General features: G+C 74.1%; 24 protein-coding genes. 19 read left to right on the top strand and 5 right to left on the bottom strand.

The genetic code is table 11. From position 1 onward, the window contains the following. Positions 1–3,311: DEAD/DEAH box helicase (locus tag DKT69_RS00595; protein WP_236647230.1), on the bottom strand; the 3,311-nt coding region annotated here is incomplete at its 3' end. Positions 3,312–3,492: 181 nt separating this feature from the next. On the opposite strand from DKT69_RS00595, the gene DKT69_RS00590 reads away from it, so the two are divergent. From DKT69_RS00590 to DKT69_RS00545, 10 genes are all read left to right on the top strand, one after another. After that, positions 3,493–3,879, top strand: a complete 387-nt coding sequence (locus tag DKT69_RS00590; RefSeq protein WP_109799650.1) for a hypothetical protein — start codon at positions 3,493–3,495, stop codon at positions 3,877–3,879. 118 nt (positions 3,880–3,997) lie between these two features. Further along, positions 3,998–6,832 (top strand): Na+/H+ antiporter subunit A, encoded by a 2,835-nt coding sequence (locus DKT69_RS00585; RefSeq protein WP_109799649.1) that lies wholly within the window; start codon positions 3,998–4,000, stop codon positions 6,830–6,832. Positions 6,833–6,887: 55 nt separating this feature from the next. Then, the gene (locus DKT69_RS00580) at positions 6,888–7,370 is read left to right on the top strand and encodes a Na(+)/H(+) antiporter subunit C (RefSeq protein WP_109799648.1); all 483 of its coding nucleotides are present in this window, start codon (positions 6,888–6,890) and stop codon (positions 7,368–7,370) included. Between the two features lie 55 nt (positions 7,371–7,425). After that, positions 7,426–8,934 carry a Na+/H+ antiporter subunit D gene (locus DKT69_RS00575; protein WP_109799647.1) on the top strand — a complete coding sequence of 503 codons (1,509 nt, stop codon included), beginning with the start codon at positions 7,426–7,428 and terminating at the stop codon, positions 8,932–8,934. Further along, positions 8,931–9,605, top strand: a complete 675-nt coding sequence (locus tag DKT69_RS00570) for a Na+/H+ antiporter subunit E (RefSeq protein ID WP_109799646.1) — start codon at positions 8,931–8,933, stop codon at positions 9,603–9,605. The genes DKT69_RS00575 and DKT69_RS00570 overlap by 4 nt, the downstream gene beginning before the upstream one ends. Beyond that, a complete protein-coding gene (locus tag DKT69_RS00565) occupies positions 9,602–9,865 on the top strand; it encodes an MrpF/PhaF family protein (RefSeq protein ID WP_109799645.1) in 264 nt (87 codons plus the stop codon). The genes DKT69_RS00570 and DKT69_RS00565 overlap by 4 nt, the downstream gene beginning before the upstream one ends. Next, positions 9,865–10,194, top strand: coding sequence for a monovalent cation/H(+) antiporter subunit G (gene mnhG / locus DKT69_RS00560; RefSeq protein ID WP_109799644.1), 330 nt, complete (start codon positions 9,865–9,867; stop codon positions 10,192–10,194). The genes DKT69_RS00565 and mnhG overlap by 1 nt, the downstream gene beginning before the upstream one ends. A gap of 161 nt (positions 10,195–10,355) precedes the next feature. Continuing rightward, a complete protein-coding gene (locus DKT69_RS00555; protein WP_109799643.1) occupies positions 10,356–11,708 on the top strand; it encodes a hemolysin family protein in 1,353 nt (450 codons plus the stop codon). Then, entirely contained in the window at positions 11,705–12,769 is a 1,065-nt protein-coding gene (locus DKT69_RS00550) for a hemolysin family protein (RefSeq protein ID WP_109799642.1), read from the top strand. Before DKT69_RS00555 ends, DKT69_RS00550 begins: the two co-directional genes overlap by 4 nt. A 54-nt stretch (positions 12,770–12,823) precedes the next feature. Next, the gene (locus DKT69_RS00545) at positions 12,824–13,747 is read left to right on the top strand and encodes a sporulation protein (protein ID WP_109799641.1); all 924 of its coding nucleotides are present in this window, start codon (positions 12,824–12,826) and stop codon (positions 13,745–13,747) included. A gap of 11 nt (positions 13,748–13,758) precedes the next feature. Here DKT69_RS00545 and leuE read toward each other — a convergent pair whose 3' ends face one another. Next, positions 13,759–14,427: a leucine efflux protein LeuE gene (leuE, locus tag DKT69_RS00540; protein ID WP_109799640.1), complete on the bottom strand. Its 669-nt coding sequence runs from the start codon at positions 14,425–14,427 to the stop codon at positions 13,759–13,761. Continuing rightward, positions 14,427–15,671, bottom strand: a complete 1,245-nt coding sequence (locus DKT69_RS00535) for a bifunctional pyridoxamine 5'-phosphate oxidase family protein/GNAT family N-acetyltransferase (RefSeq protein WP_109799639.1) — start codon at positions 15,669–15,671, stop codon at positions 14,427–14,429. Before DKT69_RS00535 ends, leuE begins: the two co-directional genes overlap by 1 nt. A 38-nt stretch (positions 15,672–15,709) precedes the next feature. Between DKT69_RS00535 and DKT69_RS00530 the strand changes: the two genes are divergently transcribed. The 9 genes from DKT69_RS00530 to rny all read left to right on the top strand — a co-directional run bounded on the left by DKT69_RS00530 (position 15,710) and on the right by rny (position 25,157). Then, complete coding sequence (locus DKT69_RS00530; RefSeq protein ID WP_109799638.1) at positions 15,710–17,050, top strand: aminotransferase class I/II-fold pyridoxal phosphate-dependent enzyme; 1,341 nt, start codon at positions 15,710–15,712, stop codon at positions 17,048–17,050. A gap of 57 nt (positions 17,051–17,107) precedes the next feature. Further along, positions 17,108–17,233: a hypothetical protein gene (locus tag DKT69_RS40530; protein ID WP_255420170.1), complete on the top strand. Its 126-nt coding sequence runs from the start codon at positions 17,108–17,110 to the stop codon at positions 17,231–17,233. 67 nt (positions 17,234–17,300) lie between these two features. Next, complete coding sequence (locus tag DKT69_RS00525) at positions 17,301–18,005, top strand: UdgX family uracil-DNA binding protein (protein WP_109799637.1); 705 nt, start codon at positions 17,301–17,303, stop codon at positions 18,003–18,005. 69 nt (positions 18,006–18,074) lie between these two features. Further along, positions 18,075–19,214, top strand: coding sequence for an acyl-CoA dehydrogenase family protein (locus DKT69_RS00520; protein WP_109799636.1), 1,140 nt, complete (start codon positions 18,075–18,077; stop codon positions 19,212–19,214). 74 nt (positions 19,215–19,288) lie between these two features. Continuing rightward, the gene (locus DKT69_RS00515) at positions 19,289–20,638 is read left to right on the top strand and encodes an MFS transporter (RefSeq protein WP_109799635.1); all 1,350 of its coding nucleotides are present in this window, start codon (positions 19,289–19,291) and stop codon (positions 20,636–20,638) included. Between the two features lie 4 nt (positions 20,639–20,642). Then, positions 20,643–20,843 (top strand): DUF3046 domain-containing protein, encoded by a 201-nt coding sequence (locus DKT69_RS00510; protein WP_109799634.1) that lies wholly within the window; start codon positions 20,643–20,645, stop codon positions 20,841–20,843. A 185-nt stretch (positions 20,844–21,028) separates the two neighbouring features. Continuing rightward, a complete protein-coding gene (gene recA, locus DKT69_RS00505) occupies positions 21,029–22,075 on the top strand; it encodes a recombinase RecA (protein ID WP_109799633.1) in 1,047 nt (348 codons plus the stop codon). Between the two features lie 15 nt (positions 22,076–22,090). Beyond that, positions 22,091–22,789 carry a regulatory protein RecX gene (locus DKT69_RS00500; protein WP_109799632.1) on the top strand — a complete coding sequence of 233 codons (699 nt, stop codon included), beginning with the start codon at positions 22,091–22,093 and terminating at the stop codon, positions 22,787–22,789. Positions 22,790–23,390: 601 nt separating this feature from the next. Then, positions 23,391–25,157, top strand: a complete 1,767-nt coding sequence (rny, locus tag DKT69_RS00495) for a ribonuclease Y (protein ID WP_109799631.1) — start codon at positions 23,391–23,393, stop codon at positions 25,155–25,157. 163 nt (positions 25,158–25,320) lie between these two features. Here rny and DKT69_RS00490 read toward each other — a convergent pair whose 3' ends face one another. Further along, positions 25,321–26,205 (bottom strand): amino acid ABC transporter permease, encoded by an 885-nt coding sequence (locus tag DKT69_RS00490; RefSeq protein WP_109799652.1) that lies wholly within the window; start codon positions 26,203–26,205, stop codon positions 25,321–25,323. Further along, positions 26,202–26,876 carry an amino acid ABC transporter permease gene (locus DKT69_RS00485; RefSeq protein WP_109799630.1) on the bottom strand — a complete coding sequence of 225 codons (675 nt, stop codon included), beginning with the start codon at positions 26,874–26,876 and terminating at the stop codon, positions 26,202–26,204. Before DKT69_RS00485 ends, DKT69_RS00490 begins: the two co-directional genes overlap by 4 nt. Positions 26,877–26,891 lie beyond the last annotated feature (15 nt).

Here is a 26,891-nt window from a genome sequence, read left to right as displayed (position 1 = left end):
GCCCGGGGCGGCACCGGCTCGATCTCCCGGCGCAGCGCGGCCAGCGAACGGCGGCGCAGCAGCCGCAGCACCTCCGCGTCGCACCACTGGGTGCCGACGCTGTCCGGGGCGAACTCCCCGGAGACCACCCGACCGGTGGTGGCGAGCCGGCGCAGCGCCTGCTCCACCACGAACACCCCGAGCCCGAACCGGGCGGCGCAGGTGGCCGCCGCGAACGGGCCGTGGGTGCGGGCGTACCGGGCCACCAGGTCGCCGAGCGGGTCCGCCACCGGCGTGAGGTACGCCTCGGCCACCCCGACCGGCAGCGCCACGCCGAGCGCGTCGCGCAGCCGGGCGGCGTCCTCGACGCCCACCCAGCGTTCCTCCCCGGCGATGCGGACCCGCAGCACCCGGCGGGCGGACTCCAGCTCGGTCAGCCACTCGACCGGCGCGCCGCGCTCGGCCAGCTCGGCCTCGCCCAGGTCGCCGACCACCCGGAGCAGCTCGACCACGTCCTCGGCGTCGCGGGGGCGGCGCTGCTCGGTCAGCCAGCGCAGCTGCCGCTCGGTCTCGGCGAGCACCGTCGGGTCGAGCAGTTCCCGCAGGTCGACCCGGCCGAGCAGCTCGCCGAGCAGCCCCGAGTCCAGGGCCAGGGCGGCGGCCCGGCGCTCCGCGAGGGGGGCGTCGCCCTCGTAGAGGAACGCCCCGACGTAGCCGAAGAGCAGCGAGCGGGCGAACGGCGAGGGCCGCTCGGACTCCACCTCGACCAGCCGCACCTTGCGGGCGGTCAGGTCGCGCATCAGCTCGGCCAGGGCCGGCTGGTCGAAGACGTCCTGGAGGCACTCGCGGGCGGCCTCCAGGGTGACCGGGAAGTCGGCGTACTCGCGGGCGACGTCGAGGAGCTGGGCGGCCCGCTGGCGCTGCTGCCAGAGCGGCTGGCGGCGGCGCGGGTCGCGGCGGGGCAGCAGCAACGACCGGGCCGCGCACTCGCGGAACCGGGCGGCGAAGAGCGCCGAGGTGCCGACGGACTCCTCGACGAGCTGGGCGATCTCGTCGGGGTCGAAGACCACCACGTCGGCGCCGGGCGGCTCGTCGGCGGTGTCGGGCAGCCGGACCACGATGCCGTCGTCGGAGGGCATCACCTGGGCGTCCACGCCGTACCGCTCGGCGAGCCGGCGGCCGATCGCCAGGGCCCATGGGCCGTTGACCCGGGCGCCGAGCACCGAGTGCACGGCCAGCCGCCAGTCGCCCAGCTCGTCGCGGAACCGTTCGACGACCACCGTCCGGTCGTCCGGCAGGGAGCGGGTGGCCACCTTCTGCTCCCGCAGGTACGCCATCAGGTTGCCGGCGGCCCAGTCGTCCAGCCCGCCGGCGCGCAACGCCGCCGTCGCGGTCTGGTCGTCCTGCCGGAGCAGGGCGCGGACCCGGGCGCCGATGGCCCGGCCCAGCTCGACCGGGCGGCCGAGCTGGTCGCCCTTCCAGAACGGCATCCGGGCGGCCTGGCCGGGGGCGGGGGAGACCAGCACCCGGTCGGGGGTGATCTCCTCGATCCGCCACGACGAGGAGCCGAGCAGGAAGACGTCGCCCACCCGGGACTCGTAGACCATCTCCTCGTCCAGCTCGCCGACCCGGGCGGCGCGTTCCGCCCCGGCCAGGAAGACCCCGAAGAGACCCCGGTCGGGGATGGTGCCCCCGCTGGTCACCGCGAGCCGCTGCGCGCCGGGGCGGCCGGTGAGCACGTCGGTGGCCCGGTCCCAGACCAGCCGGGGCCGCAGCTCGGCGAAGGCGGTCGACGGGTACCGCCCGGAGAGCATGTCGAGCACCGCGTGCAGGGCGGAGTCGGGCAGCTCGGCGAAGGGCGCGGCCCGGCGGACCAGCACGGCGAGGTCACCCAGCCGCCACGGTTCGAGCGCCACCATCGCCACGATCTGCTGGGCCAGCACGTCGAGGGGATTGCGCGGGTAGTGCAGCTCCTCGATGGCGCCCTCGGCCATCCGCTCGGCGACCACCGTGCAGGAGAGCAGGTCGCCGCGGTGCTTCGGAAAGACCACGCCGCGGGAGACCGCGCCGACCTGGTGCCCGGCCCGGCCGACCCGTTGCAGGCCGGCGGCGACGCTCGGCGGCGCCTCGATCTGCACCACCAGGTCGACCGCGCCCATGTCGATGCCGAGCTCCAGGCTGGAGGTGGCGACCACGGCCGGGAGCTGGCCGGACTTGAGCGCCTCCTCGATGTGCTTGCGCTCCTCTCGCGAGACGCTGCCGTGGTGGGCCCGGGCGATCACCGGGGCCGCGCCGGCCGCCGCGCCGGACTGCGCCATCACCTCCGCGGGCTGGCGCGGCGCCCGCACCGGCGCGCCGCCGTCGGCGGCCGCCGCCTCCAGCTCCGCCGCGGCCAGCTCGTTGAGCCGGGCGCAGAGCCGTTCGGCGCTGCGCCGCGAGTTGGTGAAGACGATGGTCGAGCGGTGCGCCCGGATCAGCGAGAAGACCCGCTCCTCCACGGCCGGCCAGATCGACGGCCGGCGCGGGCCGCCGGGGCCGCCCAGGTCGTCCGGCGGCTGCTCCTGCTCGTCGAGGCGGGTCATGTCCTCCACCGGGACCTGGACGCTGACCTCGATGGTCTTGCTGCTGCGCGGCTGCACCACGTCCACCGGGCGGGCCCCGCCGAGGAAGCGGGCGCAGACGTCGATCGGCCGGACGGTGGCGGAGAGGCCGATCCGCTGCGCGGGCGTCGCCAGCAGCTCGTCGAGGCGTTCCAGGGACAGGGCCAGGTGGGCGCCGCGCTTCGTGCCGGCCACCGCGTGCACCTCGTCGACGATCACCGTCTCGATCCCGCGCAGCGAGTCGCGGGCGGCGGAGGTGAGCAGCAGGAAGAGCGACTCGGGGGTGGTGATGAGGATGTCCGGCGGGGTGCGGGCGAAGGCGCGCCGCTCGTCGGCCGGGGTGTCGCCGGTGCGCATCCCGACGGTGATGTCCGGCGGGGCGACGCCGAGCCGGGTGGCGGCCTGCCGGATCCCGGCGAGCGGGGCGCGCAGGTTCCGCTCCACGTCGACGGCGAGCGCCTTCAACGGGCTGACGTAGAGCACCCGGCAGCGCTGCCGGGCCTCGGCGGGCGGGGTCTCCTTGGCCAGCCGGTCGAGCGACCAGAGGAACGCGGCAAGGGTCTTGCCGGAGCCGGTGGGGGCGACGACCAGCGCGTTGTGCCCGGCGGCCACCGAACGCCAGGCGCCGGCCTGGGCGGCGGTGGGCGCCGCGAACGCCGCGGTGAACCACTCCCGGGTCGCCGCGCCGAAACCCGCCAGCACCGCGTCCCCGCCGGTCACCTCATTCGCCACCCTCCCATCCTGCCCCGCCGGTACGACAACCCGCCCGTGCCGGACGCGGGTTCTGTCCGGCTCCGGGCGCTTACGCGACGGATGCGACGTTGAACGCGTTAAGTCTTAACTAACTGCTTGCTTGTGCCGCGCAACATAAAGTAACTTCACTCGCAACGCAGCGTCGGGTGGAGGGCTTTGGATGACCGTCGAGGAGCGAGGCTCCGGGCCCGGGACCGATGTGCTCATCCGCAAGGTCGACAGCCATCTCGCCACGCTCCGCACCGGCCTGCAGGGCCCCGAGCTGGAGCTCGCCGAGCAGCTCGCCCGCTGCCTGCGCGAGCTGGTCATCGCCACCGCACACTCCAGCGCCGCCGACCGGGGGTTGGTCCGCGCCGCGGTGCACTACTTCGTCCTCCGCCGGGAGAGCCGCGGCCGGCTGCTCTCGGTGCGCTCCCTCGCCGCCGCCCAGCGGGTGGTCAACAAGGCCGTGCGTCAGCTCGGCCGCCCCGACCTGCTGGTGGAGACCCGCCGGGAACGGCCCTCCCGCGCACCGGCGCTCTCCGCCGGCGACAGCGCGCTCCGCTGACCCCACGGGTCGGACCGTTTTCCGCAAACCCGCCCCTGGGCCGGCGATCTGACGTCTGATCGGTCGTGGCCGGAGCGTGCCCGTCCCGGCCCGCGGTCCCACTCGACCTGGAGCACGGTTGCTCGTACTGCTGATCCTGCACCTGGTGGCGGCCCTGCTCGCGCCGCTGCTGGTCCGCTGGTGGGGTCCTCGCGCCTGCTACCCGCTGGCCCTCGCGCCGGCCGCCGCGTTCGGCTGGGCCATCGCGCACACCCCGGCGGTCCGCCACGGCGGCGCGGTCGTCGAGACGTACCCGTGGATCGGCCAGCTCCGGCTCGACCTCGCGCTGCGGGTCACCACCCTGTCCTGGCTGATGGTGCTGCTGGTCGGCGGCGTCGGCGCGCTGGTGCTGGTCTACTCCGCCCGCTACTTCCAACCCGGCTCGGTGGGGCTGGCCCGGTTCGCGGCCGTGCTGGTCGCCTTCGCCGGGGCGATGCTCGGCCTGGTGGTCGCCGACGACCTGCTGCTGCTCTACGTCTTCTGGGAGCTGACCACGGTCTTCTCCTACCTGCTGATCGGGCACAGCACCGAACGGCGGTCCAGCCGCTGGGCCGCCGCCCAGGCGCTGACCGTGACCACCCTCGGCGGGCTGGCCATGCTGGTCGGCTTCCTCCTGCTCGGCCGGCACGCCGGCGGCTACCGGTGGTCGGCGATCGCCGCCGCGCCGCTGCCCGGTGGCCGGTACCTCGCCGTGGCGGTGCTGCTGATCCTGGCCGGGGCGCTGGCCAAGTCCGCCGTCGTGCCGTTCAGTTCCTGGCTGCCGGTGGCGATGGCCGCGCCCACGCCGGTCAGCGCGTACCTGCACGCGGCGGCGATGGTGAAGGCGGGGGTCTACCTGCTCGGCCTGCTCGCCCCGGTGCTCGCGCTCGCCGGCCCGTGGCGGCCGGTCACCGTGGTCGCCGGGCTGGTCACTCTGGTCGCGGGGGGCTGGGCGGCGCTGCGGCAGACCGACCTGAAGCTGCTGCTGGCGTACGGGACGGTCAGCCAGCTCGGCCTGCTGACCGTGGTGATCGGCGCGGGCACCCCGAAGGCCGCGCTGGCCGGTGCCGCGATGCTGCTGGCACACGCGCTGTTCAAGGCGGCCCTGTTCCTCGTCGTCGGCCTCCTCGACCACTGCGCCGGCACCCGTGACCTGCGGGAGCTCTCCGGGGTCGGGCGTACCGCGCCGCTGCTCGCGGTGGTCGCCGGGCTCGCCGCCGCGTCGATGGCCGGGCTGCCGCCGCTGTTCGGCTTCGTCGCGAAGGAGGCCGTCCTCGCGGCCTTCACCGACCGGCCGCTCGTGCTCGCCGTGCTGGTCGCCGGCACCGCCCTCACCGTCGCGTACAGCATCCGGTTCCTCTGGGGCGCCTTCGCCCGCCGCCCCGGCACCCCGGCCAGCGAACTGGCCGCCGCCCCGGCCGCGATGCTGGCGCCGCCGGCCCTGCTCGCCGCCGCCGGGCTGGCCTTCGGTCCCGCCGCCGGCTGGCTGGGTGGGCTGCTCCACCCGTACGCCGAGCTCTTCGGCCCGGGGGAGGCCCACCTCGCGCTCTGGCCCGGGCCGAACCTGGCGCTGGGGCTCGCCGCGGTCGCGGTCGCCGCCGGCTTCGCGCTGCACCTGGTCCGCGGCCCGCTCGCCCCCGTGCTGGCCCGGCTCCGCTTCCCGGTGCGCGGCAACCAGGGCTACGAGTGGGTGACCCACGCCTTCGACCGGGTCGCGATCGAGGTCACCAGCGCCACCCAGCGCGGCTCGCTGCCGCAGTACCTGGGCGCGATCCTGTTCGCGCTGGTGCTGGTGCCGGGCGCGGCGTTGCTGACCGCCCGCCCCTGGCGGGAGCGGATCGCGCTCTGGGACACCCCCGCCCAGCTCGTGGTCGGCCTGGTGATCACGGTGGCCGCGGTGCTCGCCGCCGGCGCCCGCCGCCGGCTCACCGCGATGCTGCTGGTGGGGGTGACCGGCTACGGCACCGCGATGATGTTCGTCCTCTACGGCGCGCCCGACCTGGCGCTCACCCAGTTCCTGGTGGAGACCGCCACCATCGTGCTCTTCGTGCTGGTGCTGCGGCGGCTGCCGGCCCGCTTCTCGGCCCGACCGCTGCGCCGCAGCCGCTGGCTGCGGCGGGGCATCGGGGTGGCGGCCGGGCTGGTGATGGCCGGCCTCGCGTTGGCGGCGGCCGGCGCCCGGCGGACGCCGTCCATCTCGCTGGCCTTCCCCGACCTGGCGGTCGCCCAGGGCTACGGCCGCAACGTGGTCAACGTGGCGCTGGTCGACATCCGCGCCTGGGACACCATGGGCGAGATCTCCGTGCTGGTGGTCGCCGCGACCGGGGTGGCCAGCCTGATCTTCGAGCGGTCCCGCACCGGGCCGCGGCCGCGCCGGCCCGCGCCGTCCGCGCCCCGGCGCGACCGGCGGCCGGTCTGGCTGCGCGGCGGGGCCACCCTGCGCGAGCGGCGCCGGTCGATCGTCTTCGAGGTGGTCACCCGGCTGATCTTCCACACCGTGCTGCTCTTCTCCCTCTTCCTGCTCTTCTCCGGGCACAACGCTCCGGGGGGCGGCTTCGCGGGCGGCCTGGTGGCCGGCCTCGCCCTCGCGGTCCGCTACCTGGCCGGCGGCCGGAACGAGCTGGCCGAGGCGGCGCCGGTCGGGGCGGGCACGGTGCTCGGCGCCGGCCTGGCCGTCTCCGTGGGCACCGGCGCGATCGGGCTGCTCCGCAGCGGATCCGTGCTGGAGAGCGTGAAGGTCGACCTCTGGCTGCCCGCCGTCGGCCACAGCTACCTGGTCACGTCGCTCTTCTTCGACGTCGGCGTCTACCTGATCGTGGTCGGGCTGGTGCTGGACATCCTGCGCAGCCTCGGCGCCGAGGTGGACCGGCACATCGAGGCCAGCGGCGGCCCGGAGGGCGGACTGGCGGTCGAGCGGGAGGGGGACCGGACGTGAGCGCGAGGAGTGAGCCGGTTCTGCGAGCCCCGCAGTCGCGAACAGAGGTGGCGCGGTGACGGCGGACGGCGCGGGACCCACCCTGGTGCTGGTGATCGCCGTCGGGGTGCTGGTCGCCACCGGCGTCACCCTGCTGCTGGAGCGCAGCCTGAGCCGGATCCTGCTCGGGGTCATCCTGCTCGGCAACGGGGTGAACCTGCTGATCCTGCTCGGCGGCCGCTCCGGCGTGGCCCCGGTGGTGGGCACCGCGCCGACCGGGGAGATGAGCGACGCGTTGCCCCAGGCGATGGTGCTCACCGCCGTGGTGATCACCTTCGGGCTGACCGCGTTCCTGCTCGCGGTCGCGTACCGGAGCTGGTATCTCAGCGGCGACGACGAGGTGCAGGACGACCTGGAGGACCGGCAGGTCGTCCGGCTCGCCGAGCGAAACGAGGTGTCCACCGCGGACCTCGGCGGCGAGGGCCCGGACAACGACCCGGAGCAGGTGGACCCGGGGCCCGCGCTGCGCCGGCTGCGCCGACGGGGGGACCAGCGGTGAGGGCGGGGAGTGAGCCGGTCCTGCGGGCCCCGCAGTCGCGAACGGAGACGGCCGGGTGACCGCGGCGCTGGTGCCGCTGCCGGTGGTGGTGCCGCTGCTGGGCGCCGCGCTGACGCTGATCCTGGCCAACCGGCCCCGGCTGCAACGGTCGGTCAGCGTGGTCGGCCTCGCCACCACCCTCGCGGTCGCGGTGACGCTGCTGGTCGAGGCGTACCGGCACGGGCCGGTGGTGGTGCAGGTGGGTGGCTGGCCGGCCCCGGTCGGCATCGTGCTGGTCGCCGACCAGCTCGCCGCGCTGATGCTGGTGGTCTCCTCGGCGGTGACGCTGTGCGTGCTGCTGTACTCCATCGGCCAGGGGCGCGGGGAGACCAGCGAGAGCGCGCCGGTGAGCATCTACCACCCCACCTACCTGGTGCTGACCGCCGGCGTCACCAACGCCTTCCTGGCCGGGGACCTGTTCAACCTCTTCGTCGGCTTCGAGATCCTGCTGGCCGCGAGCTTCGTGCTGATCACGCTGGGCGGCACCGAGACCCGGATCCGGACCGGCTCCACGTACGTGGTGGTCAGCGTCCTCTCCTCGATGATCTTCCTGGCCGCGGTGGGCCTGGTGTACGCGGCCACCGGCACCGTCAACATGGCCCAGCTCGCCGGGCGGCTGGACGGCCTGCCGGACGGCGTACGGCTGGCGTTGCAGCTCATGCTGCTGCTGGCCTTCGGCATCAAGGCGGCGGTCTTCCCGGTCTCCGCCTGGTTGCCGGACAGCTACCCGACCGCCCCGGCCCCGGTCACCGCGGTCTTCGCCGGCCTGCTCACCAAGGTCGGCGTGTACGCCATCATCCGCACCGAGACGTTGCTCTTCCCCGGCGGCCACGCCGACCGGCTGCTCATGGTGGTCGCCGGGCTGACCATGGTGGTCGGCATCCTCGGCGCGGTGGCCCAGTCCGACATGAAGCGGCTCTTCTCGTTCACCCTGGTCAGCCACATCGGCTACATGATCTTCGGGGTGGCGCTGAGCAGCGTCGCCGGCCTCTCCGGGGCGATCTTCTACGTGGTGCACCACATCACCATCCAGACCACCCTCTTCCTGGTCGCCGGCCTGGTCGAGGAGCGGGCCGGCAGCACGGACCTGCGTCGGCTCGGCGGGTTGGCCCGGGTCGCCCCGCTGCTCGCGGTGCTCTTCTTCGTGCCGGCGATGAACCTCGCCGGCATCCCGCCCTTCTCCGGCTTCCTCGGCAAGCTCGGGCTGCTCCAGGCCGGTGTGGCGGCGCGCGGGGTGCTCCCCGGGGTGCTGGTCGGGGCCGGAACGGTGACCAGCCTGCTCACCCTCTACGCCGCCTCCCGGGTGTGGAACATCGCATTCTGGCGGTCACCCCGGCTGGCCACCGCCGACCCGACCGTGCCGCTGCCGGCGCTGATGGTCGGCGCGACCGCGGCCCTGGTGGTGCTCGGCGTGGGCCTGACCCTCGCCGCCGGGCCGCTCTTCGAGGTCACCGCGGACGCCGCCACCGACCTGCGCGCGCGTACCCCCTACGTGCGGGCCGTCTTCCCGGCCGGCGTCCCGTGACGGCCGGCCGGCGGTCCGGCCGCGACGGGTCCGGGCCGGCGGGTCCGCCGCCGGCCCGCGGCGCCGGCCCGTCCGGTCCGCCGCCGGGTCACGACGGCGCCCGACCGGCGGCATTCCGGCGCGGCGGCCGGTGGCGGGACCAGGCCCTCGCCCTCGGCTGGCTGGTGCTGACCTGGCTGCTGCTCTGGGGGGACGTGACCTGGGGCAACCTGCTCGGCGGGCTGGTCGTCGGCGCCGCCGTGCTGATCTTCTTCCCGCTGCCCCCGGTCACCTTCGGCGGCCGGCTCCGCCCCCGGGCGCTGCTCGTGCTGGCGGTCACCTTCGCCGGTGAGTTGGTGAGCGCCAGCGTCCGCGTCGCCGCGATCGCCGTCCGCCCCGGCTACCGGCCGCGCGGCGCGATCATCGCGGTGCCGCTGCGGGTCCGCACCGACCTCAACCTGGCGCTCACCGCCGAGGTGATCTCCCTGGTCCCGGGCACCCTCATCGTCGAGGTGGACCGGGACCAGGGTGTCCTCTACGCGCACGTGCTCGACGTCCGCGGCCCGCGGGACCTGACCGCGAGCCGCGACCGGATCCTCGCCGTCGAGCGGCGCCTCGTCCGCGCGATCGGCTCGCCCGCCGAGGTACGCCAGCTGCGCACCGAACCCGTCGACCGGAGGAAGAACCCGTGACCACGCTCCTCGCCGTCGTGCTGACCGTGCTGTTCTCGGTCACCGCCCTGCTCGCCCTGGCCCGCATCTACCGGGGGCCGTCCCTGCTGGACCGGGTCGTCGCCGCCGACCTGCTGCTCTCCACCATGCTCGGCGCGGTCGGCGCCGAGGCGGCGGTCAACCGGCACGCCACCACGCTGCCCGTGCTGGTGGTGCTCTCCCTGCTCGGCTTCGTCGGCTCGGTGGCCATGGTCCGGTTCGCCGTCCGCGAGGAGGCGTGATGGGGGTGCTCGCCGACTGGCTCGGCGCGGCCTGCCTGACCGCCGGGGCCCTGCTCAGCCTGGCCGCCGGGATCGGCGTGCTGCGCTTCCCCGACGTGCTGGACCGGATGCACGCGGCCACGAAGCCGCAGGTGCTCGGCGTGCTGCTGCTGCTGGCCGGGGTGGCGCTGCGGCTGCGTACGCCCTCGGACCTGGGCATGCTGGCGCTGGTCGTGGTCTTCCAACTGGCCACCGTGCCGGTCGCCGCCCAGATGGTCGGCCGGGCCGCGTACCGGTCGGGCCGGGTCGACCGAGCCCTGCTCGACACGGACGAGCTGGCGGGGCGCTGACCGGGTGGAACCGGACAACTGTGCCACCCTCAGCGGGCGTCCAGGCAGCGCCGATAAAATGGGCAGATGATCGACTCCTCTGCCCAGGAGGGCAGCAGTAGCCAGCCGGGTCATGCCCGGCATCTCCCCGCCCCGACGACCCCGGGAGCCCTGAACCTCCCGTGCTGATCGTCGTGGGTCTCGTACTCATCATCGTGCTCACCGCCGCCACCGGTTACTTCGTGGCCCAGGAGTTCGGTTACGTCGCCGTGGATCGCGGCAAGCTCAAGCAGCTCGCCGATTCCGGCGACGAGGCCGCCGCCCGGGCCCTGGCGGTGACCGGCCGGCTGTCGTTCGTGCTCTCCGGCGCTCAGCTCGGCATCACCGTGACCGCCCTGCTGGTCGGTTACGTCGCCGAGCCGTACCTGGGCGCCGGGCTGGCCGACCTGCTCGGCCTCGCCGGGGTGTCCACCGCGGTCAGCCTGCCGCTGTCGGTGGTGCTGGCCCTGATCATCGCCACCGTGGTGCAGATGGTCCTCGGCGAGCTGGCGCCGAAGAACCTGGCCATCGCCCGCGCCGAGCCCCTCGCGCGGGCGCTGAGCCGGTCCACCCTGATGTACCTGAAGCTGGCCGGCCCGGTGATCACCCTCTTCGACCGGTCCGCCGTCCGGCTGCTGCGCCGGCTCGGCATCGAGCCGATCGAGGAACTGCCCGGCGGCGCCACCCCGGAGGACCTGGAGCAGATCATCGCCGAGTCCCGCGAGGAGGGCAGTCTCGACGCCGCGATGTCCGACCTGCTCGACCGGGGCCTGGACTTCCGCGAGCTGACCGCCGGGGAGGCCATGGTGCCCCGGGTCGACGTGCACACCGTACGCGCCGACGAGCCGGTCAGCCGGGTCGTCGAACTGCTCGACACCGGCCACTCCCGCTTCCCGGTCCGCGGCGCCGAGGGCGTCGACGACCTGGTGGGTGTGGTCGGCATCGCCGACGTGCTCGGCGTGCCGCCCGCCGAGCGGGGGACCACCCGGGTCGCCGCGGTGGCCGTTCCGCCGCTGCTGGTGCCGGAGACCCTGCCGCTGCCGACGGTGCTGGACCGGCTCCGGGTCGGCCACCGGCAGCTCGCCTGCGTGGTCGACGAGTACGGCGGCTTCGCCGGCGTGATCACCCTGGAGGACATCGCCGAGGAGCTGGTCGGGCCGATCCGCGACGAGGACGACCCGCCGGAGCGGGCCCCGGCGCGGCAGGACGACGGCTCCTGGGTGGTGCCGGCCCGCTGGCGGATCGACGAGGTCGCCGACAGCACCGGCATCGCGCTGCCCGAGGCCCCCGAGTACGACACCCTCTCCGGGCTGGTCATGCGGGAGCTGGGCCGGGTGCCCGAGGTGGGCGACCGGCTGGAGATCAGCCTCGCCGTCGACGGCGAGGAGCCGGACGCCGAGCGGGCCCTGGTCGAGGTGCTGGCCGTGGACCGGCACGTCGCCGACTCCGTCCGGCTCCGGATGGCCGGGGTCGAACGTGGGGAGCAGGCGGCATGAGCCCCGGGTTCGCGCTCTTCTTCTCCGTGGTGCTGCTGGCGCTGAACGCCTTCTTCGTCGCCGCCGAGTTCGCCCTGGTGGCCGCCAAGCGGTACCGGCTCGAGCACGAGGCCGCCGGTGGCGGGCGGGCGGCCCGCGCGGCGCTGGACGGCGTCCGCGAGCTGTCGCTGATGCTGGCCGGCGCACAGCTCGGCATCACGCTCTGCACCCTGGGCCTGGGCGCCCTGGCCGAGCCGGCGATCGAGCACCTGCTCAGCCCGCTGCTGCACGCGGTGGGCCTGCCGGACGCGGTGAGCCACCTGGTGGCACTGCTCTTCGCCCTCGGCCTGGTGACGTTCCTGCACCTGGTGGTCGGCGAGATGGCCCCGAAGTCGTGGGCGATCACCGACGCGGAGCGCTCGGCGACGCTGCTGGCGCTGCCGTTCCGGGCCTTCGCCCGGGTCGCCCGCCCGGTGCTCTCTGCGCTGAACGCGCTGGCCAACCTGGTGCTGCGACTGGTCGGCGTGCGGCAGCAGGACCAGCTCGCCATGGTGCACGGTCCGGACGAGCTGCGCATCCTACTGGAGCAGTCCCGCGAGCACGGGCTGCTCGGCGCGGAGCAGCACCGGATGCTGACCAGCATGCTGGAGCTCCAGGGCACCACGGTGGCGCAGGTGATGGAGCCGTTCGACCGGATCGTCACGGTCCGCCGGGACGACAGCGCCGAGCGGATCGAGCACGTCTCCCGGGACAGCGGCCGGTCCCGGCTGGCGGTGCTCGACGCCGGCGGCGAGGTCTGCGGCCTGGTGCACGTCCGGGAGGCGGTCCGGGCGGTCACCACCGGCCGGACGGCGACCGCCGGTGAGCTGATGACCCCGGCCTTCACCCTGCGCGGGGGGGCCTCGGTCAGCGAGGCGGTGGCGGCGATGCGGGGCCGGCAGGCCCAGCTGGCCCTGGTCAGCAACGGCGGCGGCCCGACCCGGCCGATCGGCTTCGTCGCCCTGGAGGACCTGCTCGAGGAGGTCATCGGCGAGTTCGACGACGAGACCGACCCGGTGCCGAGGGGCCGGCGCATGCGCTGATTGACCGGCCGCCCACGGGGAAAAGCCGTGCCAGGCGGCGACGGGGGGAGCGCGGTGCGGCTGACCGGGGTGTCCGCGCAGTCCGGCTGGACCGGACTGTCGGTGACCACCACCCTGACCAACCCGAGCACCCGTCCGGGGCTGCGCCTGCCGGGGCGGGTGACGCTCGCCGCGGGCGGCGAGGATGTACCGGTCCGGCACGTCCGGCTCGGCCTGGTCGCCCAGGCCGAGCCGGAGGATCCGGGCTCGCCGCGCCGCCTCGTGCAGTATCACCAGGTGCCGATCGCCGGCCGGTTCGTGGTGCCCGCGGGACGCCGCCGGGCGGTCGACTTCGCGCTGCCGCTGCCCTGGGAGACCCCGCCGACGATCTTCGGCGGGGTGCCGCTGATGGGCCTGCGCACCGGCCTGCGTACCGAGGTGTCGGTGGATCCGGACCTGGACCAGGGCGCGATGGTGCCGGTCTTCGTCCACCCGCTCCCCACCCAGCAGCACATCCTCGCCGCGCTGGAGACCCTCGGCTTCGTGCTGCGGCAGGCGGGGCTGCAGCAGGGCCGGCTGCCCGGGGTGGAGCAGACCCTGCCCCTGCACGAGCGGTTGGGCTACTGGGTGGCGCCGCTCTACGCCGGCCCGATCACCGAGCTGGAACTGATCTTCGTGACCAACGCGGCGGGGCTGGAGGTGCTGCTCTGGCTGGACCGCCGGCTCTCCCTGGCCGGGGTCACCCACCAGAGCATCAGCCGGTTCCGGGTCTGGCACGCGGGCCAGGACCGGCGGGACTGGGTGGCCACCGTGGACGGCTGGTTGCGGCACGCCATCAACCGGCACGCGGCCGCCGCCGCGCACGCCGACTGGTCCGGCGCGATCCGGGAGTCCGCCCACGTCAGCCGCCACCCCGACGAGCCGGTCGCGCCTGGGTACGGGCTGGGCGGCACGGCCGGCGGTGGCGGCATCGGTGGTGGCGGCGGTGACGGCACCTGACCGCCGCGCGGTCAGACCGAGGCGGTGGCGAGCTTGATGCTGAAGCCGAGGAAGAGGGCGGCGACCGCGGTGGTGCCCCCGACGGCGAGCCGGCGGCGGCGGTGGAACTGGGCGGCGAGGAAGGTCCCGGCGAAGATCAGCGCGGTCAGGTAGAGCGCGCTGGTCACCTGGGCGATCAGGCCGAGCAGCAGGAACGACAGCGCCGGCCAGGCGTACCCGGGGTCGACGAACTGGATGAAGAACGAGATGAAGAAGAGGATCGCCTTCGGGTTGAGCAGGCTGATCACCAGGGCCTTGCGGGACGGGCTGCGCAGCGCCGCCGGCTCCGCCGCGTCGATCAGCCGCGGCGCGGTCGGGTCGTTGCGGTCGCGCCAGCGCCGCCAGGCGCCGCGAAGCATCGTCAACCCCACATACCCGAGGTACGCCGCGCCGGCGTACTTGATCACCAGGAAGAGCGGCGGGTACGCCTTGAGCAGCGACGCCACCCCGGCGGCGGAGAGGATCATCAGCACCGAGTCGCCGACGAACACCCCGCCCGCGGCCCGGTAGCCGGCCCCCACCCCGCGCCGGGCGGCGGTGGAGAGCACGAAGAGCGAGTTCGGCCCGGGGAGCAGGATGATCGCCACGGTCCCCAGCAGGTACGTCCAGATGTCGGTGATGCCCAGCACGCCCGCCATCATCACGCCACCGATGCCGCCGGGCGAAGCCTTTCCCGCAGGCTGACCTGTGCGTTCGGCCACTCGTCGGCCAGCATCGAATAGAGCGCCGAGTTCCGCCAGGTGCCGTCGGCGCGGCGCCGGTTGGCCCGCAGGGTGCCCTCCCGGGTGGCCCCGAGCCGCTCGATGGCCCGCTGGGAGCGCTCGTTGAGCGTGCTGGTCTGCCAGGTGACCCGGATCGCGTCCAGCTCCTCGAAGGCCCGGGTGAGCAGCAGCAGCTTCGCCTCGGTGTTGATCCCGGTGCGCCACCACGCCCGGCCCAGCTGGGTGTAGCCGATCTCCACCGACCGCAGGTCCTCGTCGGGGTGGTAGTAGGAGGTGGTGCCGACCACCGCCCCGGTGGCCGCGCAGCGCTGCACCCACGGCACCCGGACGCCACGCTGGTGGTCGGCCAGCGCCGCCCGGACGTGGCCGGCCATCTCGGCCACGCTCGTCGGTCGGGGGCTGCCGACGTACCGCCACACCTCGGGGTCGTCGAGCGCGGCGAACAGCTCCTCGGCGTGGGCGAGGTCGAGGGGTTCCAGCACGACGTGTTCCCCGCGCAGCACCACCGGCTCCAGCCAGGCCGAGCGGGCCGGCCGCAGGTACGCCGGCAGCGGCGCGGTCACCCCGGGGGCCGGCTCCGGCAGCCCGGCGGTCAGCCGCAGCGGCAGCACCCCGGCCCAGTACGGCAGGTCGAGGTCCGCGGGGTCGTCGTTGACCCCGCCGGTGCGGGTCCGGACCGACACCTCGCGCAGCGGCAGCGCCAGCACGGCCGTCTCGGCGAGTTCCCGGCGGCTCGGTGGCCGGCTGTCCGCGCTGCGCCCGGCGGCGACCTTCTCGACCAGCGCGGTCAGCACGGCGGTCCGCTCCCGCTCGTCGGTGACCAGCCGGGCGGTGCCGTGGGCGACCACCGAGCGGTAGTTGGCGCTGTGGTTGAACTGGGAACGGGCGTAGACCAGCGCGTCGAGCAGGGTCACCGCGACGCAGACCGGCAGCCCGGCGTCGCCCCGGGCGGCGAGCAGCGGCCGGCTGCCGGTGGAGCCGTGCAGGTAGAGGGTGTCGTCGACGCGGACGTGCAGGGTGGGCAGCACCCGCGGCTCACCGTCCACGGTGAAGCCCAGCGCGCAGTGGTACGCCTCGTCGAGGACGGCGTGCGCGGCGGTCTGGTCGTAGCTCATCCGGTCGCGGGTGCGGCTGGCGGTGGTCCGTTCGGTGCGGGGGTACATGCGACATCCCACCTTTGTTCTAGTACAATCTGTGAACTGTGGCAGCACATTATCAGATCGAGGGGTCGACGTCGGCCGCCATTTCGGCCAGCGTGGAGGGTGGGATCCGCAGCGGGACACTCGCCCCGGGCGACGCCCTGCCCGCCGTCCGAGCCCTGGCCACCGGGCTGGCGGTGAGCCCGGCCACCGTCGCCCGGGCGTACCAGGAGCTGCGGCAACGCGGCCTGGTGGTGACGGCCGGCCGGCACGGCACCCGGGTCCGCCCCCGCCCGCCGGTCGCCGCCCGCCGGGCCGGCCTGCTGCCGCCGCCGCTGCCCGGCGCCCGTGACCTCTCCACCGGCCAGCCCGACCCCCGGCTGCTGCCACCGCTCGGCCCGCACCTCGCCGCGCTCGCCGCCGAGATCGGCCCGCCCACCGGGTACGCGGCCGCCGCCGTCGTCCCCGACCTGGCCGACGCCGCCCGGGACCGGCTCGCCGCCGACGGTGTGCCGGCCGCCGAGATCACCGTCAGCGGCGGTGCGCTGGACGGCATCGAGCGGCTGCTCGCCGCCCACCTGCGCCCCGGCGACGCGGTGGCGGTCGAGGACCCCGGCTGGGCCAACCTGCTGGACCTGGTCGCCGCGCTCGGGCTGCGCGCCATCGGCGTGCCGGTCGACGACGAGGGGCCGACCGAGCCGGGGGTGCGGGCCGCCCTCGCCGCCGGGGCCCGCGCGCTGATCGTCACCAGCCGCGCCCAGAACCCGACCGGCGCGGCCGTCTCCGCCGACCGGGCCGAGGCGCTGCGGGCGCTGCTCGCCGGCCGGTCCGACCTGCTGCTGATCGAGGACGACCACGCCGCCGAGCTGGCCCGCGTACCGCTGCGTCCGCTCGCCGGGGCGACCCCGACCTGGGCCTTCGTCCGGTCGGTGAGCAAGCCCTACGGCCCGGACCTGCGGCTCGCGGTGCTGGCCGGCGACGAGGCCACGGTGGCCCGGGTCGCCGGCCGGGCCCGGGTCGGCGCCGGCTGGGTCTCCACCGTGCTGCAACGCCTCGTGCTGGCGCTGTGGCGCGACCCCGCCACCGCCGACCTCGCGCACCGGGCGGGGGAGAGCTACGAGCGGCGGCGCCACGGGCTGGTGGAGGCGCTGAGGGCGCACGGCCTGCCCGCCCACGGCCGCACCGGGATCAACGTCTGGGTGCCCGTGCCGGACGAGACCGTGGTGGTCACCGCGCTGCGGGACGCCGGCTGGTCGGTCGCCCCCGGCGCGCTCAACCGGATCGCCGCCGGTCCCGGCATCCGGATCACGGTCAGCTCGCTCGACGAGGCCGACCTCGCCCCGCTCGCCGCCGCGGTCGCCCGCGCGGCACACCCCACCGGGCCGTTCGGGTTCACCGCCTGACCGGGCCGGGGCATGTCGGCCGTAGCTGCGGGAATGCCGCGCTGGGAGGTGGTCGACATGGCCTCGAACAGGTCTTCGAACAGGTCCAGGACGGGACTCTGGATCGCCATCGCGGTGGCGGTGATCGTCGTGATCATCGCGATCGCGCTGGCCTCGCGGGACGGCGGAGGTGGCGGTTACTGACGCCCGGACGCGTGCGCGCGGCGGGCGGCATCCGACGCCCGGCTCGAAACCGGTATATAAAGGCGGCATGGCCGAGCAGACCGAGAGTGCCCCCGGCGCCCAGCAGTTCATCCCGCCGCAGGCGGACACGATCGACCAGCTGCGCGACGCGGCGGCCGGCTGCCGGGGCTGCGAGCTCTACCGCGACGCTTCGCAGACCGTCTTCGGGCGGGGCGACGAGACCGCCCGGGTGGTCTTCGTGGGCGAGCAGCCGGGCGACATGGAGGATCAGAAGGGGCTGCCCTTCGTCGGCCCGGCCGGCCGGCTGCTGCGCAAGGCGGTGGACGACGCCGGCATCGACCCCGGTCACATCTACCTGACCAACGCCGTGAAGCACTTCCGCTTCGAGCTGCGCGGCAAACGGCGGATCCACCAGTCGCCGGACCGGGTGCACATCACCGCCTGCCGGCCCTGGCTGGTCGCGGAGTTCGCCCGGCTGCACCCGGAGGTCGTGGTGGTGCTCGGGGCCACCGCCGCCAAGGCGCTGCTCGGCCCGACGTTCCGGGTGACAAAGCAGCGCGGCGAGCTGCTGCCCTGGCCCGCGTCCGCCCAGCACCCGGAGGACTTCACCCGGGTGCCGGTGGACAACACCGGAAAGGTCGCCGACGCCCCCGAGGCCCGGCTGCTGGCCACCATCCACCCGTCGGCGGTGCTCCGCGCCGACGACCAGGACGGCGCGTACGCCGGCCTGGTGCAGGACCTGACGGTCGCCGCCCGCGCCCTCGCCGCCTGATCCGCGCCGGCTCCGGCGAACGCGGCTCGCCTCTGGGCAGCGCGGGTGAGCGGTGCCACACTGGCCGCCATGGAGCAGCATCTCTACGAGCCCGTCCACGAAGAGTTCCGGGACCTGTGCCGCCAGTTCCTGGCCCGGGAGGCCGTCCCGCACCACGAGCGCTGGGAGGCCGACGGCATCGTCGACCGGGAGGTGTGGCGCAAGGCCGGCGCGGCCGGGCTGCTCGGCATGGACGTCGACACCGAGTTCGGCGGCGGCGGCCAGCGGGACTTCCGCTTCAACGCGGTGCTGGACGAGGAGATCATCGCGGCCGGCTGCTCCGGGCTCGGCTTCGGCCTGCACAACGACGTGGTGGCGCCGTACCTGACCGAGCTGACCACCGACGACCAGCGCAAGCGCTGGCTGCCGGGCTTCTGCTCCGGCGACCTGGTCACCGCGATCGCGATGAGCGAGCCGGGCGCCGGCAGCGACCTGGCCGGGGTCCGCACCAGCGCGGTCCGGGACGGCGACTCCTACCTGCTCAACGGGCAGAAGACGTTCATCACCAACGGCGAGATGGCCGATCTGGTCGTCGTGGTGGTGCGGACCTCCGACCAGGGCGCGCACGGGGTGAGCCTGATCGCGGTGGAGACCGGCACCCCCGGCTTCAGCCGGGGCCGGCGGTTGGCCAAGGTCGGCCTGAAGGCCAACGACACCGCGGAGTTGTTCTTCGACGACTGCCGGGTGCCGGCGGAGAACCTGATCGGCACCGAGAACCACGGCTTCTACCACCTGATGGGGAACCTGCCCCGGGAGCGGCTGAGCATCGCGGTGGCCGCGGTCGCGGCGGCGGAGAAGCTGCTCGCGGTCACCCTCGACTACGCCCGCTCGCGGGAGGCGTTCGGCCGGCCGATCGGGAAGTTCCAGCACAACCGCTTCCTCCTGGCCGAGTTGGACACCGAGGTCACCATCGCCCGCACGTTCGTCAACCACTGCGTCGCCGAGTTCAACGCCGGCCGGCTCTCGGTGACCGACGCGGCGAAGGCCAAGTGGTGGACCACCGAGCTGCAGAACAAGGTGGCCGACCGCTGCGTGCAGCTGCACGGCGGCTACGGCTTCATGCTGGAGTACCCGGTGGCGAAGGCCTGGCTGGACGGGCGGGTGCAGACCATCTATGGCGGCACCACCGAGATCATGAAGGAGATCATCGGCCGGGGTCTCGGCCTGTAGCGAAACGGGCTCCCCCGGGACGGGGCCGGTTTGCAAGGATGGTGCGGCGTCTGACCCCTTACTGAGGAGGCCGCATGGCCACCGATCTGACCGCGCCGGCCCGGACCCGGCCGGATGTTGCGCCGATCCAGCGGCGAACCCTGCGCCTGCTCTTCGCCACCCAGATCATCGGCGGGATCGGTGTGACCATCGGCATCGCCGTCGGGGCGTTGCTCGCCGCCCGGGTCGCCGGCACCGCGGTCGCCGGCCTGGCGCAGAGCGCCGCCGTGGTCGGCGGGGCCCTGCTCGCGGTCCCGGTCACCCGGATCATGAACGGGCACGGCCGGCGCCCCGGGCTGGCGGTCGCGTACCTGGCGGGCGCGGTCGGCGCCGTCCTGGTGGTGCTCGCCACGGTCACCCGCTTCGTGCCGCTGCTCTTCCTCGGCATGCTGTTCTTCGGCGGCGGCACCGCGGCGAACCTCCAGGCCCGCTACGCCGCGGTGGACCTCGCCGAGCCGGCCCGACGGGGGCGCCAGCTCTCGCTGATCGTGTGGGCCACCACCATCGGCGCGGTGGCCGCGCCGAACTTCGCCGCGCTGGCCGACCGCACCACCAGCGGGTGGGGGTTGCCACCGCTGGCCGGCCCGTTCGCGTTCAGCGCCGCCGCGTTCCTGCTCGCCGCCGTCGTACTCGTGGTGCTCCTGCGGCCCGATCCGCTGCTCACCGCGCGCCGGCTGGCGGCGGCCGACGCCCCGGTCGCGGACGCCGTCGCCGCGCCGGACGTCACCCCGCCGGCGGACGCCGTCACCGCGCCGGCGGAGCCCGCCCGGCGTGGTGCGGGGATGCGGGCGGCCTGGCAGGTGGTACGCGGGCGCCAGGCCGCCCGGCTCGGCATCGCGGCGGTCGCGGTGGGCCACGTGGTGATGGTCGCGGTGATGTCCATGACGCCGGTCCGCCTCGGCGAGTCGCACGGCGATGCGGATGTGCTGCGGCTGGTCGGCATCGTGCTGAGCCTGCACATCGCCGGCATGTACGCCCTCAGCCCGCTGGTCGGCTGGCTCACCGACCGGCTGGGCCGGCGCGCGGTCATCCTCGGCGGTGTGGGGCTGCTGCTGGCCGCGTGCGCGGTCGCCGGCACCGCCGGGCACCACACGCCCCGGCTGTCGGTCGGCCTGGTCCTGCTCGGGCTGGGCTGGTCCGGCACGATGGTGGCCGGCTCCACCCTGCTGTCGGAGTCGGTGCCGGCGGCGGTCCGCCCGAGTGTGCAGGGGTTCTCCGACCTGACGATGGGGCTGGCCGGCGCCAGCGCCGCCGCGGCCAGCGGGTTTGTCATGCGGGCGGCCGGTTATCCGGTGCTGACCCTGCTGGCGGCGATCGCGGTGGTGCCCCTGGTGGCGCTAGCGTTGCGTCCGGTGCCCGGGCGGGTGCCCGACGAGGAGGACTGATCACGTGCGGCTGACCGACTTCTGGGCGCGGCTGGAGGAGGCGTTCGGGCCGGGCTACGCGGCCAGCCTCGCCCGGGACCAGGTGCTGTCCCAGCTCGGTGGGCGGACCATCGAGCAGGCGCTCAGGTCGGGTGAGCAGACCCACGTGGTCTGGCGGGCCGTCGTCGCCGCCTATCCCGACCGGGTTCCCGCCCGGCTACGTTGAGCGGCCCTTTCGCCGCGTCCGCGTGTCGCTTGCCGAGTCGTACACCTGTTCGGCTATTGTCCACAGCGGGGTGCTCGTCCACAGCTCGCGGCCCGTCGGCTGGTTTTCTGTCGGACCCAGCGCCTAGCGTGTCCCGCGTGACGCGAAGCTCAGGAAAGACGCCGGCGAAGGCAGGGGTGGCAAACATGGCCGCAGGGCCCGACCGGGAGAAGGCACTCGACCTTGCTCTCGCTCAGATCGACAAGCAGTTCGGCAAGGGTTCGGTGATGCGGCTGGGCGAGCGGCCGGTCATCCAGACCGCGGTGATTCCGACCGGCTCGATCGCGCTCGACGTGGCGCTCGGCGTGGGCGGTCTGCCCCGCGGCCGGGTCGTCGAGATCTACGGTCCCGAGTCCAGCGGTAAGACCACGGTCGCCCTGCACGCGGTGGCCAACGCCCAGCGGGCCGGTGGCATCGCCGCCTTCATCGACGCCGAGCACGCGCTCGACCCGGATTACGCGAAGGCCCTCGGTGTCGACACCGACGCCCTGCTGGTCTCCCAGCCGGACACCGGTGAGCAGGCGCTGGAGATCGTCGACATGCTGGTCCGCTCCGGCGCGATCGACGTCATCGTGATCGACTCGGTCGCGGCCCTGGTGCCGCGTGCCGAGATCGAGGGCGAGATGGGCGACAGCCACGTGGGTCTCCAGGCCCGGCTGATGAGCCAGGCGCTGCGGAAGATCACCGGTGTGCTCAACAACACCGGCACCACGGCGATCTTCATCAACCAGCTCCGCGAGAAGATCGGCGTGATGTTCGGCAGCCCGGAGACCACCACCGGTGGTCGGGCGCTGAAGTTCTACGCCTCGGTCCGGCTCGACGTGCGCCGCATCGAGAGCCTCAAGGACGGCACCGACGTGGTCGGCAACCGGACCCGGGTCAAGGTCGTGAAGAACAAGGTCGCCGCGCCGTTCAAGCAGGCCGAGTTCGACATCATGTACGGCAAGGGCATCTCCCGCGAGGGCTCGCTGATCGACGTCGGCGTGGAGCAGGCGATCATCCGCAAGTCCGGCGCCTGGTACACCTACGACGGCGACCAGCTGGGCCAGGGCAAGGAGAAGGCCCGGGAGTTCCTCAAGGAGAACCCGGACGTGGCGGCCGAGATCGAGAAGAAGATCCTGGAGAAGCTCGGCGTCGGGGTCGGCGCGGGCGACGCCGCTGGTGGCCCGGAGCTGCCGCCGGTCGACTTCTGACCGGTCGCCGGCTAAGTGGCAGGACGACGCGCCCGCACGGGGCGGGGCTGGGATGCCAGCCCGCCCCGGCCGGGTGACGACACCACGACGCCCCGGCCCCGACGGGGTCGCCGTGGCCGGTCCGAGGAGGCCGGTCCGGAGGCGCCCCCCGCACCGCCGCGCGACGAGGCCGAGGTGGCCCGGGAGATCTGCCTGCGGCAGCTCGCGGTGCGGCCGCGTACCCGGGCGGAGCTGGCCGGCGCGCTGGCCAAGCGGGGCATCTCCGACGAGGTCTCCGCGCAGGTGCTCGACCGGTACGACGAGGTCGGGATCATCGACGACGCCGCCTTCGCCCGGGCCTGGGTCTCCAGCCGGCACGCCGGCCGGGGGCTGGCCCGCCGGGCGCTCGCCAACGAGCTGCGCCAGCGCGGGGTGGACGGCGACACCGCCAGCGAGGCCCTCGGTGAGCTGGACGAGGAGACCGAGGCGGAGACCGCCCGGGCCCTGGTCGACCGGAAGCTGCGCTCCGTCCGCGGCGAGCCCGACGCGGTGTTCCGCCGGCTGGTGGGCATGCTGGCCCGCAAGGGCTACCCGCCGGGGGTGGCGATCCGGGCGGTGAAGGACGCGCTCGCCGCGCAGAGCGCGGAGGCGGCCGAGTTCGCCGAGCAGATCGACGCCGACGCCCTCGCCGATGCCGAGGGCGAACTCGACCGGGACAACCGCGCCCTCGGCTGACGGCGGATCGGGCGCGGCCGGACGATGGCGGGTTGAGCAGGTACGGGAGGCGACTCGGCACCTACGGGGCGGGCCGTTTGTCCGCCCGTGTCCGGCATCTGGACAGCGCTGGGTGATGCCGCGACTTCTCTCCGTCCGGGTGGTTTGATCATGAGTTCTTGACCGAACGGCCCCTGGCGACCTAGCCTCGCCATACAGGCTCACATTGCCCGACCAGCGCAGGCTAAGCGCACAACATAGATCTCGTAACAGAACAGCATCACTTTGGCCAGCTTCACCGGCCCTTGACGGCAGCTCCGGACAGCCGGTCCGGAGCCGACCGACAACTGCAACCGGCCGTCGGCGATGCCCTTTCGGGGGCACCGTCGACGGAGAGCTACCCACTGCCAGCCGCTCCGGTCGGGCGTCCAGAGCCGCAGGTGCGTGCCCCCGGCACGTCTCTGCGGAGTCGACGTTCAGGGGAGGCGGCCATGGCGGGACGGCACAGGTTCACCGGCGGTCTTCCACGCATCGCCGGCCGGTCGGTCGCCGACCACGCCGCCGGCGGTCGGGAGACGGCCCCAGGTTGCCAGGAGACGGTCGCACGGTCCGGGGCGACGGCATGAGCGCTTTCAACGTTCTCATCCTCGCGGTGGTGCTGATCCTGGCCGTCGTGGTGGTCGGGGCCGTCCTGGTGGGCGTCCGGACGCTGCGCCGGATCAGCGTCGCGCCGGCCCCCGAGGACCCGGCCTTCATCGCCGAGAAGGACCGCCAGGAGCAGTCCCTCGCCGCCCTGCGGTCCGCCGCCCACGAGGCGAACAGCACCATCGACGTGGCGAAGTCGGCCGCCGCCGCGGCCCGCACCGAGGCGGCCGCCGCGAAGGCCGAGGCGAAGGCGGCCCGGGCAGAGGCTCGGCGGGTCCTCGACGACGCCCGCGCGGAGGCCGACACCGTCCTCGAGCGGGCGCACAAGCAGGCCGAGGCGGACGCCGAGCAGCTCCGCACGGCCGCCCGGCGCAGCGGTGAGCGGGAGGTGGCGGTGCTCGCCGCGACCACCCGGGAGCAGGCCGCCGAGGTGGAACGGCGGGCCGCCCGGATGGACGAGCGGGAGCGGCTGCACACCGAGGAGGTGGAGCGGCTCGCCGAGCGGGAGCGGCAGCTCACCGCCGCCAGTGCCGCCCTCGCCGCCCGGGAGAACGCGCTGGCCGAGCGGGAGCGGGCGGTGGCCGAGGCGGAGGAGCAGCGCCGCCGGGAGTTGGAGCGGGTGGCCGGGCTGACCGCCGACGCCGCCCGGGCCGAGCTGGTCGAGGCGATCGAGGGCCAGGCCAAGCGGGAGGCCGCGCTGCTGGTCCGGGACATCGAGTCCGACGCCCGCAACACCGCCGAGCAGCGCGCCCGGCACATCGTGGTGGACGCCATCCAGCGGGTGGCCAGCGAGCAGACCGCGGAGAGCGTGGTCAGCGTCCTGCACCTGCCGGGTGACGAGATGAAGGGGCGGATCATCGGCCGGGAGGGGCGCAACATCCGCGCCTTCGAGTCGGTCACCGGGGTCAACCTGATCATCGACGACACCCCCGAGGCGGTGCTGCTGTCCTGCTTCGACCCGGTCCGCCGGGAGGTCGGCCGGGTCACCCTGGAGAAGCTGGTCCTCGACGGGCGGATCCACCCGCACCGGATCGAGGAGGTCTACGAGCTGGCCCGGGACGAGGTGGAGGAGCTGTGCCACCGCGCCGCCGAGGACGCGCTGGTCGAGGTCGGCATCACCGAGATCCACCCGGAGCTGGTCACCCTGCTCGGTCGGCTGCGGTACCGGACGTCGTACGGGCAGAACGTGCTCAAGCACCTGGTGGAGACCGCGCACATCGCCGGGATGATGGCCGCCGAGCTGCGGCTGGACGTGTCGACCATCAAGCGGTCGGCGTTCCTGCACGACATCGGCAAGGCGCTCACCCATGAGGTGGAGGGCAGCCACGCCATCATCGGCGCCGACCTCGCCCGCAGGTACGGCGAGAGCGAGGACGTCGTGCACGCCATCGAGGCGCACCACAACGAGGTGCCGCCGCAGACCGTCGAGGCTGTCCTCACCCAGGCCTCCGACGCCTGCTCCGGCGGTCGGCCGGGCGCCCGGCGGGAGAGCCTGGAGGTGTACGTCAAGCGGCTGGAGCGGATCGAGGAGATCGCGGCCGGCAAGGTCGGCGTGGAGAAGGTCTTCGCCATGCAGGCGGGCCGGGAGATCCGGGTGATGGTGAAGCCGGAGGACGTCGACGACATCGGCGCGGCGGTGCTGGCCCGGGACGTGGCCAAGCAGATCGAGGAGGAGCTGACCTATCCCGGTCAGATCCGGGTGACCGTGGTCCGCGAGTCCCGGGTCACCGAGATCGCCCGCTGAGCCAGGACCAACACCGCTGCCGAGGGGCGGCCGGGCCGGCGAGGGCGGGCCGGCCACCGGGACGCTACGAAGCTGATGTCGTGGATGAATCGGTGCCGCGACGACGGACGCCGTGCCACCTCCCGCGGGAACGGGATGCGGCACGGCGTCGCAGCGGGTCGGGTCAGCCCTGCGGCTCGGAGACGGCCATCCCGCCGGCCGGGGTGGAGTCCGGGGCGGTCTGCTTGGGGATCCGGAACGCGCGCTGGCGGGTACGCCGGTCGAGCCAGTTCGCCAGCGCGGTGAGCAGCGAGTTGATCAGGATGTAGATCACGGCCACCACGATCGCGGCGGCGACCACGTTCCCGTAGTTGGCGGAGAGGTCGTTGACCCCGCGCGCGAGCAGCTCGGGGAAGGCCACGATGTAGCCGAGCGCGGTGTCCTTGAGCAGGACCACGAGCTGGCTGACGATCACCGGGAGCATGGCGCGGGCGGCCTGCGGCACCAGGATCAGCCGCATGACCTGACTCTTGCGCATGCCCACCGCGTAGGCCGCCTCGGACTGGCCGCCGGGGATGGACCGGATGCCGGCCCGGAACGCCTCGGCCAGCACCGAGCCGTTGTAGAGGGTGAGGCCGGCCACCACGGCGGTGAACGCCGTGACCGGGCCCTGGATGAGGAACGGCACGCCGTAGAAGATGAAGAAGATCATCAGGAGCAGCGGGACGGCGCGGAAGAACTCCACCACCACGCCGGCCGGCACCCGGATCCACCAGTGCTCGGAGAGCCGTCCGACCGCGAAGATGATGCCGAAGGCCAGCGACAGCACCATGCCGGTGGCCGCGGCGAGCAGCGTCTGCCGCAGGCCGGGAAGGATGAACTGGGTCCAGGTGGCCGATTGGGTGAAGGGCTTCCAGAGCGCGGCCTCCCACTGGCCGGCCTGGTCGAACTTGGTGTAGATCCACCACAGCAACGCGACCAGGCCGAGGCCGAAGGCGACGCTGAGCACCGCGTTGCGGATGCGGGCGCGCGGTCCCGGGTGGTCGTACAGAACGCCGGTGCTCATCAGCGCTTCACCGCCAGTCGGTTGGCCAGCCAGCCGAAGAAGTAGCCGGTGGGGACGAGGATCGCGGCGAACGTGCCGGCGAAGACCAGGAAGATCGGGATGACCGCGTCGCCGTTGTCGTTGATCAGCTGCTTCATCACGCTGGAGGCCTCGATCAAGCCGATGGTGCCGACGATCGTGGCGTTCTTGCACAGCGCGATGAGCACGCTGCCCAGGGGCGCCACCACCGCCCGCCCGGCCTGCGGCAGGACCACGATCCGCAGGGTCTGGAAGAAGGTCAGCCCGATCGCCCGGGCCGCCTCCGCCTGGCCGGCCGGAACCGTGTTGATGCCGGAGCGGACGGACTCGCAGACGAACGCCGCGGTGTAGACCGACAGGCCGACGACGCCGAGCCAGAAGTTGTTCAGGTTCAGGTCGTCGGAGAGGGTCAACCCGAGGGTCGAGAAGAGGCCGAAGTAGCAGAAGAAGATGATCAGCGTCAGCGGCGTGTTGCGGAAGATGTTCACCCAAGCCGCGCCGAAGCCGCGCAGCACGGGCACGGGGGAGACCCGGAACGCGGCGAGCAGCACGCCGAGCACCAGCGCGATCACCGCCGACGCGCCGGTCAGCTTGAGGATCCAGAGGAAGCCCGACAGGTACGCGTCGAGGTTGGTCGGATCAGCGAATACGTGCATGCGTCGACTCCCGGG

It is taken from the genome of Micromonospora sicca (assembly GCF_003172935.1).
GTDB classification, from domain to species: Bacteria; Actinomycetota; Actinomycetes; order Mycobacteriales; family Micromonosporaceae; genus Micromonospora; species Micromonospora sicca.
Note: the sequence above shows the minus strand (reverse complement) of the source record. Positions and strands in the feature narration are given on the sequence as shown.